Origin of the sequence: Oscillatoria sp. CS-180 (assembly GCF_028330965.1) — a bacterium.
GTDB lineage: Bacteria > Cyanobacteriota > Cyanobacteriia > Phormidesmidales > Phormidesmidaceae > Halomicronema.
On sequence record NZ_JAQMUB010000013.1, the window covers coordinates 1 to 6,670 of the forward strand.

Here is a 6,670-nt window from a genome sequence, read left to right on the forward strand (position 1 = left end):
CGATTGCTCGTTTGGGCGGCTATCTGGAACATCGTCGCAAAACTCCCATCGGCATTCAGGTGCTTTGGCGAGGATGGGCTAAGTTGCACGACTTGCTTGAGGGATGGCAACTGGCGAACCGGACTTAGCGGGAAAAGTCAGCTCCAGAAAGGGGCTTTCGATTCCTCAAAGACCCCCTGTTCTTCACCAGCAGTGTGTTTCTCAAGACGCCTTCACGGGTGGCGGCCCTCGCCTTTGTCATGGGCCTCGCTCTCATGGTTTATACTTTGGCTCAACGCCAACTGCGACAAGCCCTGGCCGCACAAGGCGAAACCATTCCCAACCAACTCGGAAAACCGACGGCCAAACCCACTCTCCGATGGGTCTTCATGTGTTTTCAGGCAGTCCACTGGCTCCAATTAGGTCAGCACCCTCAGATTTCCAACTTGACCGACATCCGGGTCAAGATTCTCGGGAGCAGGTCACTTTCTACAGAGAAAAATAATGCTGAGGTGAGAGCCTCCCGTTCAAATAAGCACATCGATGGGCTAGCACTTGAGGGATGCGCTCTGCTTTCCAGGAAGCACCTGCGATTTTGGTGCGTTGGTTGATCTGCTTGACCCAGGATTCGACATCGCCCGAGCCAATGGGCCACCCTTCTTCTTGGTAATAACGATAGTTGGGAATTCGGTCACGATGCCGTTCGAGATAGCCACAGAAGCGACGAATCGTTTCCGACTCAGTCGTCTCAAACGTATTGATGGCGGCGTCTACTTGCCCTTCCCAGAGAAAGCTGCGAGCGGTTTGGCGTTCTTCATCCGTGGCCGACACTTGATGTAAATTTTCCATCAGATGAAACCAATCGAGAATCTCATGCCGTTGGCCATCGCGACCAATCTGAGCATAGACGCCCCACACCCCATCGTGACCATCACCCAGACAGTCCATTATCGGCGCTAGCGGTAAGCCATTGGCCCACTCAATCAGGCGTTGGTTGTCCTTGAACTAAGCCATCCCCTGATGCAGCTCACCTAGATTAAGTGCTTTATATTCACGCCACTCAGCGGCCTCGCCTAGCGGCGTTCGCAGGCGAATCATGCCACCGTCCAAACTCATTTGCTCCACTGGAACGTCACTAGTGGGCAACTCAAAAGCATGACGCTCCTCTAAACGTTGCTGCGTTTTGGCACTGACGCGACGTCCCGTTTGCACCTCAATTTCAGCCGTCGCTTGCTCATAGGATACAACGGCGCTTTGACGCAAGCAGCATAACTCTAAGTAGGGACTAATTTGCTGCCTTGGACGCACCCCTAACCGTTGAGCTTGTTCACTGCTCAGGCATAAGCGACCTAGAATACTTTCTAATTGTCGGGGGTAGCCTTCGCGGGTGCCGCTGACTCGTTGACAAAAAACTCCCCAATCGTTGGCAGGACGCTCTCTTGCACTTGCGCCCGTACCGTCGATTCAATCGCTCCCAGATTCGCGACAGGACGCTCCTGATCACAAGCGTCCTGGTACAACAGCTCCGCGATCCGCTGACTGCATTGCAAAAGTTCTTGTCGTTCTGCTGGTGTCATTGGTGCGCCCTCTTAGTCTGGTTGACTTTACTCTAATTTTTCTCTCAAGAAAGTGACCTGCTCCCAGATTCTCGGCTTCTTTGGTGCACCTTGTCAGAAATACTATCTCCTCTGCTGAGAACCTGCGAAATGTAGGTTGGATGTCGCTTTTCAAGAAGATGATTGTCGCATCCGCACTGGCCATGCCCCAGAAAACTTTGCCCTGCTCAGACATCTGTCAGCCAGTCTCTTGAACCAAGAGCAAACGGCGCAGCTAGGGATGAAGAATAAACGCCTGCGAGCTGGGTGGGACAATGAATATCTGCTTAAGGTACTTGTTGGATAAAGATGCGATTGCCCTGCCCTAAGGGCCAAGATATTGTGGATGTTGCTTTAGGTGACCCAGGCCCTATTAGCGATATTTCTCAATTTCGAGCATCGCAGGATAGATTTAGTAATCAGCAACCCTTTAGAGGTGATATTGGTTATATTGGCGAACCTCAAATAGTGACCCCTTATAAGAAACCAAAGAAACAGGAATTCTCCCTTGAGCAAAAGGAAGACAATACAAAATTTGTGCGAAAGCGAATCTATGTTGAACATCTAATTCGAAAGATTAAGATATTCAGAGTTGCTCAGCAAAGATTCCGTTTGAGAGCGGGTAAGTACCAACTTGTGATGCAAGTTATTTGTGGATTAGTGCGGTTGCGAATAGGAGTCTTGATTCTGCCTATTGTGACTTGCTAATCGTGATATGCAAAGTCAATTTGGGCAAGAACTGTTCAGATGAGTTTTGATTGAACAGCCGCTGAAAGCACGTATCTTCGTTAAAACTGTTCTTCGTTAAAACTGTTGGAAGACGCGATTTTACAATTCTATGAAAACATTGCTAAGCAAGCATTTCAGCTCTGGAGATGTCTATTACAGTGTGGGGAACCTGCGAGCCTGCTTCGAGTTGTTGGATGTCCAGAAGGCATTGGGCGTTGATGGTGTCACCAAGGCCGCGTACGGAGCAAACTTGGAGTTCAATCTCCAGGATCTACACCGTCGCCTCTATCAGAACGAAAGAATAAGGGTTTCAGGTTCTGAACGAGTGCTCGAAACTCGGGTTTCTGAAAATACAAGCTGATCGCTGTATTGCTTATGAAAATAGGCTTTCAGCCTGAATTTGCCCAATATATCAGCGTCGTTACTTTAGGGCCTCTAAGTGAGCACGTTCGGAAGGACTCAGATGAATGGGTAAAACAGTTTAGCGAGGCATCGTCACTCTTCTTTAGCCAGCCTTTTAAGGGTAAGACTATTTCCGCCGTTCAGTACTAGCCAGTTCCATGAATGCGACGGGGTATATGAAAATGATTTTCCAGCCGTATCCCAACACCAAACTCTCACACCTTGTTTTTTTGAGCTTCAACCTTGAGTTCATCATAAATGTCCCAAAATCCTGCTATCGTGCGTGAGAGCCAAATCGTTAATTATCAGTGCTTGTGATGTGAGAAAAGCGACTGTAACCGAAGGCAAATTGCTCCCTACCTTCCCCTTCCCTGCCGAGGCTCGTTTGTTTGGCTTGCCGCCCGACCAGGGTCGCTGGCTGTTTATTCCGCTCGGCTTAATGGTGTTGCTCTGTTTAGGTACGGTTTATTCCTGGAGCATTTTTAGCGGCCCCTTTGAGACAGAACTCAAAAGTCGTCCGGGTACGATTTTACTGCCATTTTTGGTTTTGGGAGTCACCTTTACCCTGGTGATGCCGATTACCGGGCTGTACATGAATCGCTGTAGCCCACGCATTCTCACCAGTTTGGGGGGAATCCTAGTGGGTCTGGGCTACCTGCTGGCCAGCCAAGCCTCTAGCCTGCTCTGGCTGGTGCTGAGCTATGGCGTAGTGGCCGGTTTGGGGGTGGGCATGGCCTACGGCGTGCCCCTGGCAGTGGCCGCTCGCTGGTTTCCCGATCGCAAAGGATTGGCCGTGGGGTTGACGGTCGTGGGATTTGGCCTGTCGCCGCTGGTGACTGCACCGCTAGCCTTCAATCTGATTAACGGCAATCCCGCCTGGAATTTACCCGCCCTGGGAATACGCCAGACCTTTGTTTTGCTGGGCATTGTGTTTACGGTGCTCATTGTGGCGATTGCCTCTGTCCTGCGAATGCCTCCGCCCCGCTGGACTCCCAGCAACTTTGCGCAGACGCTCAATCAATCGGTCGAAACGGACGCCAGTCTGCCCATGATGCAAACTCAGACTTTTTATGGGCTGATGTTTTGCTACACCGTCGGCACCTTTGTCGGGCTAACGGCGATCGCCACAACCGCCCAGGTCGGAAGCGAACTGGTCAACCTGGAGGCCGAGGAACTGGCTCTGACTGTGCCGCTATTTGCAGTCTTCAATGGGCTGGGGCGACCGCTGTTTGGATGGTTGAACGATCGCCTGCGCCCCAAGTTCACGATTATCATCCTCAATAGTCTGATTTTGATTGCCTCAATTTTGATGATTCACACCAGCCCCAATGAAGCCGGTCAATTTCTGGTGGCGTTTTCCATTTTCTGGTTTTGTCTAGGGGCGTGGCTGGCAGTCGCACCCGCGGCAACCTTGAGCTTTTTTGGGTTGCCCAACTACCCGAATAACTATGGTTTATTGTTCCTTGCCTTTGGTGGCGGTGGCCTTTCGGGAATTTTTACGGCGATCGCCCTGCGCGGCATCACGGGAAGTTTTGCGCCTTTTTTCTATGTCACGGCAACGCTGGCGATCGCGGCAATTTTGGTGGCCTACTTTACCCTCAACGCACCCCGAAAGACGCGGCTGGCGGATTGGCTATTTCGCTATTTGATTAGCCCGATTACGCCTCTGCTAATGACATTAGTAGAGGGTTGGCTGGCAGTGGCAAAACCAAAAGGAATTGGGGGAAAAGGGGATGGCAACTAATCCGCGTTCGACTCCATCTATGCATCGGTTTGATAATCGTTTGGAAAATGATTCTGCCGGCTATTTTTCAACCAAAGAACGGTTTAAGCATACCGGGTTAATCGACTATAGCCACCTGCGATCGCTCCCACAGATGTGGGAGATTACAGAACAATACTTTGGCAATGTGGAGGCGCTGATTGATCCCCATAGTCGTCCGGCAGTATCGCTGACTTATCGGCAGGTATATCAGCAAATTCGACAGTTCGCGGCAGGGATGCAAACGCTGTTGTCCCCTTCGTCGCGCTTGCAAACTTCATCACCAGATTTATCGCTAAATCTCTCACTAGGTCCATCTCAAAACCCGCCTCAAAATCCACCCATCGTGGCGCTCTTTGCCGATAATAGCTGGCAGTGGCTGGTGGCAGATCAGGGCATCATGCTGGCGGGGGCAGCGGATGCGGTGCGATCGGCGACTGCAGATCAAGATGAACTGCTCTACATTCTGGAGCATAGCCAGAGCAGTGGGCTAGTGGTGGAAAACGCCAAAACGTTAGACCGGTTGGGTGATCGCATCTGGACATTGCCAGTGGAGTGGGTGGTGCTTCTGTCGAACGAACAGCCCGACTTACCCGGTCGCCCCTCCCACGTCCAACTACTCACGTTTGACCAACTGCTGGAACTGGGCAACCAGCAACCGCTACAATCCGTCAACACAACTCCAGACACCCTCGCTACGCTGATTTACACCTCTGGCACCACTGGCCAACCCAAAGGGGTAATGCTGAGCCACGCCAACTTTATCTATCAACTGGTCGCTTTAACGGCGATTATTCAACCCCTGGTTGGCGATCGCACCCTCAGCATCTTACCCACCTGGCACAGTTTTGGGCGGGTAGGCGAATACTACACGCTCTCTCAGGGCTGCACCCAGGTATACACCAATCGTCGTTACCTCAAGCAAGATCTGCAAACCTATCAGCCCGCCTATGTGGTAGGAGTGCCGCGATTGTGGGAGTCTATCTACGAAGGTATTCAAAAGTCTTTTCGTGATCGCCCACCTCGAATGCAAGCATTCATTCAATCGTTTCTGGCGGTCAGCAATCGCTACATTCAAGCGGTACGTACCTGGAAGCACCGGGATTTGCGCAATTTACACCCGACGCGCTCGGCAGTCCTGCTAGCCTGGGTGACCACGCTGTTGCTGGCTCCGCTGCACTACTTGGGGGAACTGTTGCTCTACAAGCGCATGCAGCAAGCCCTAGGGGGCAACGTCAAGCAGCTCATCTGTGGCGGCGGTTCCCTGGCTCAGCATTTAGAAGACTTTTTTGAAATGATTGGCATCGAAATTTTGGTCGGTTACGGTCTGACTGAAACCTCCCCCGTACTCAGTGCGCGACGCTACTGGAACAACGTGCGCGAGGCTTCTGGTCAACCCCTAATCCAGACCGAATTTCGGGTTGTCGATCTAGAAACCCGACAAACCTTGCCCGCTGGAAAACGCGGCTTAGTCCTGACAAGAGGTCCCCAAATCATGCAGGGCTATTATCGCAACCCCGAAGCCACCACCAAGGCCATTGATACCGAAGGCTGGTTTGATACAGGCGATATTGGCTGGCTAGCAGACGATGGCAGCATTATCCTGACCGGCAGAGCCAAGGATACGATCGTCCTCAGCAATGGCGAAAACATTGAACCACAACCGATCGAAGATGCCTGCTTACGCAGTTCATTTATCGATCAAATTGTTCTGGTTGGGCAAGATCGAAAAGCACTGGGAGCATTGATTGTGCCTAATCTGGAAGCCCTGCAAGCTTGGGGATTAGCGCAATCACCTCCGTTGATGATTGGGGAGAATGAAGCGATTGCACCCGACAACCTTATTATCCACAATCTTCTGCGCCAGGAACTCAACCGAGAAGTGCGCGATCGCCCCGGCTACCGTTCCCAGGATGAGATTGCTGCATTTGCGCTGTTACCGGAGCCAATGACGATCGAAAATGGTCTGCTCACCCAAACGCTCAAAATTCGCCGCAATGTAGTTGTGGATCGTTACTCTGAGATGATTCAGGGGTTATTTTAGCGTTACTAATGGTTCTTTGGTAGTGTTCTAGACCTGTGGAAAGCGGTCATATAGCTCGTCCAAATTCATGGCGGTTGATAAACAAGCCAATTACTGTATCGTGCATCAAAACGGATTTGGAAAAGCAAATCGTCTTGCGGGCCAAGCGTTTGATCCGCG

General features: G+C 51.3%; 5 protein-coding genes and 3 pseudogenes. 6 read left to right on the forward strand and 2 right to left on the reverse strand.

Annotated features, from left to right (window positions below):
• Positions 1-143 precede the first annotated feature (143 nt).
• Positions 144-452: pseudogene (locus PN498_RS01990) on the forward strand (IS1634 family transposase); the annotation flags it as partial.
• A gap of 16 nt (positions 453-468) precedes the next feature.
• Here the strand turns inward: PN498_RS01990 and PN498_RS01995 are convergent.
• A pseudogene (locus PN498_RS01995) lies at positions 469-1,556 on the reverse strand (ISKra4 family transposase).
• A 136-nt stretch (positions 1,557-1,692) separates the two neighbouring features.
• Here PN498_RS01995 and PN498_RS02000 point away from each other — a divergent pair.
• The 5 genes and pseudogenes from PN498_RS02000 to PN498_RS02020 form a co-directional block, all read left to right on the forward strand.
• A pseudogene (locus PN498_RS02000) lies at positions 1,693-1,881 on the forward strand (transposase); the annotation flags it as partial.
• 2 nt (positions 1,882-1,883) lie between these two features.
• The gene (locus PN498_RS02005; RefSeq protein WP_272061002.1) at positions 1,884-2,282 is read left to right on the forward strand and encodes a transposase family protein; all 399 of its coding nucleotides are present in this window, start codon (positions 1,884-1,886) and stop codon (positions 2,280-2,282) included.
• Between the two features lie 130 nt (positions 2,283-2,412).
• A complete protein-coding gene (locus tag PN498_RS02010; RefSeq protein ID WP_272061003.1) occupies positions 2,413-2,664 on the forward strand; it encodes a hypothetical protein in 252 nt (83 codons plus the stop codon).
• Positions 2,665-3,024: 360 nt separating this feature from the next.
• A complete protein-coding gene (locus tag PN498_RS02015) occupies positions 3,025-4,449 on the forward strand; it encodes an L-lactate MFS transporter (protein ID WP_272061004.1) in 1,425 nt (474 codons plus the stop codon).
• The gene (locus PN498_RS02020; RefSeq protein WP_272061005.1) at positions 4,439-6,511 is read left to right on the forward strand and encodes an AMP-binding protein; all 2,073 of its coding nucleotides are present in this window, start codon (positions 4,439-4,441) and stop codon (positions 6,509-6,511) included. The genes PN498_RS02015 and PN498_RS02020 overlap by 11 nt, the downstream gene beginning before the upstream one ends.
• A gap of 46 nt (positions 6,512-6,557) precedes the next feature.
• On the opposite strand, the gene PN498_RS02025 is transcribed toward PN498_RS02020, so the two are convergent.
• Positions 6,558-6,670: IS1 family transposase (locus tag PN498_RS02025; protein ID WP_272061006.1), on the reverse strand; the 113-nt coding region annotated here is incomplete at its 5' end.

Bases quoted from the DNA above. Each gene is read 5' to 3' on its own strand.
- PN498_RS02005 (WP_272061002.1), top strand. From the start codon at position 1,884: ATGCGATTGCCCTGCCCTAAGGGCCAAGATATTGTGGATGTTGCTTTA.
- PN498_RS02010 (WP_272061003.1), top strand. From the start codon at position 2,413: ATGAAAACATTGCTAAGCAAGCATTTCAGCTCTGGAGATGTCTATTAC.
- PN498_RS02020 (WP_272061005.1), top strand. From the start codon at position 4,439: ATGGCAACTAATCCGCGTTCGACTCCATCTATGCATCGGTTTGATAAT.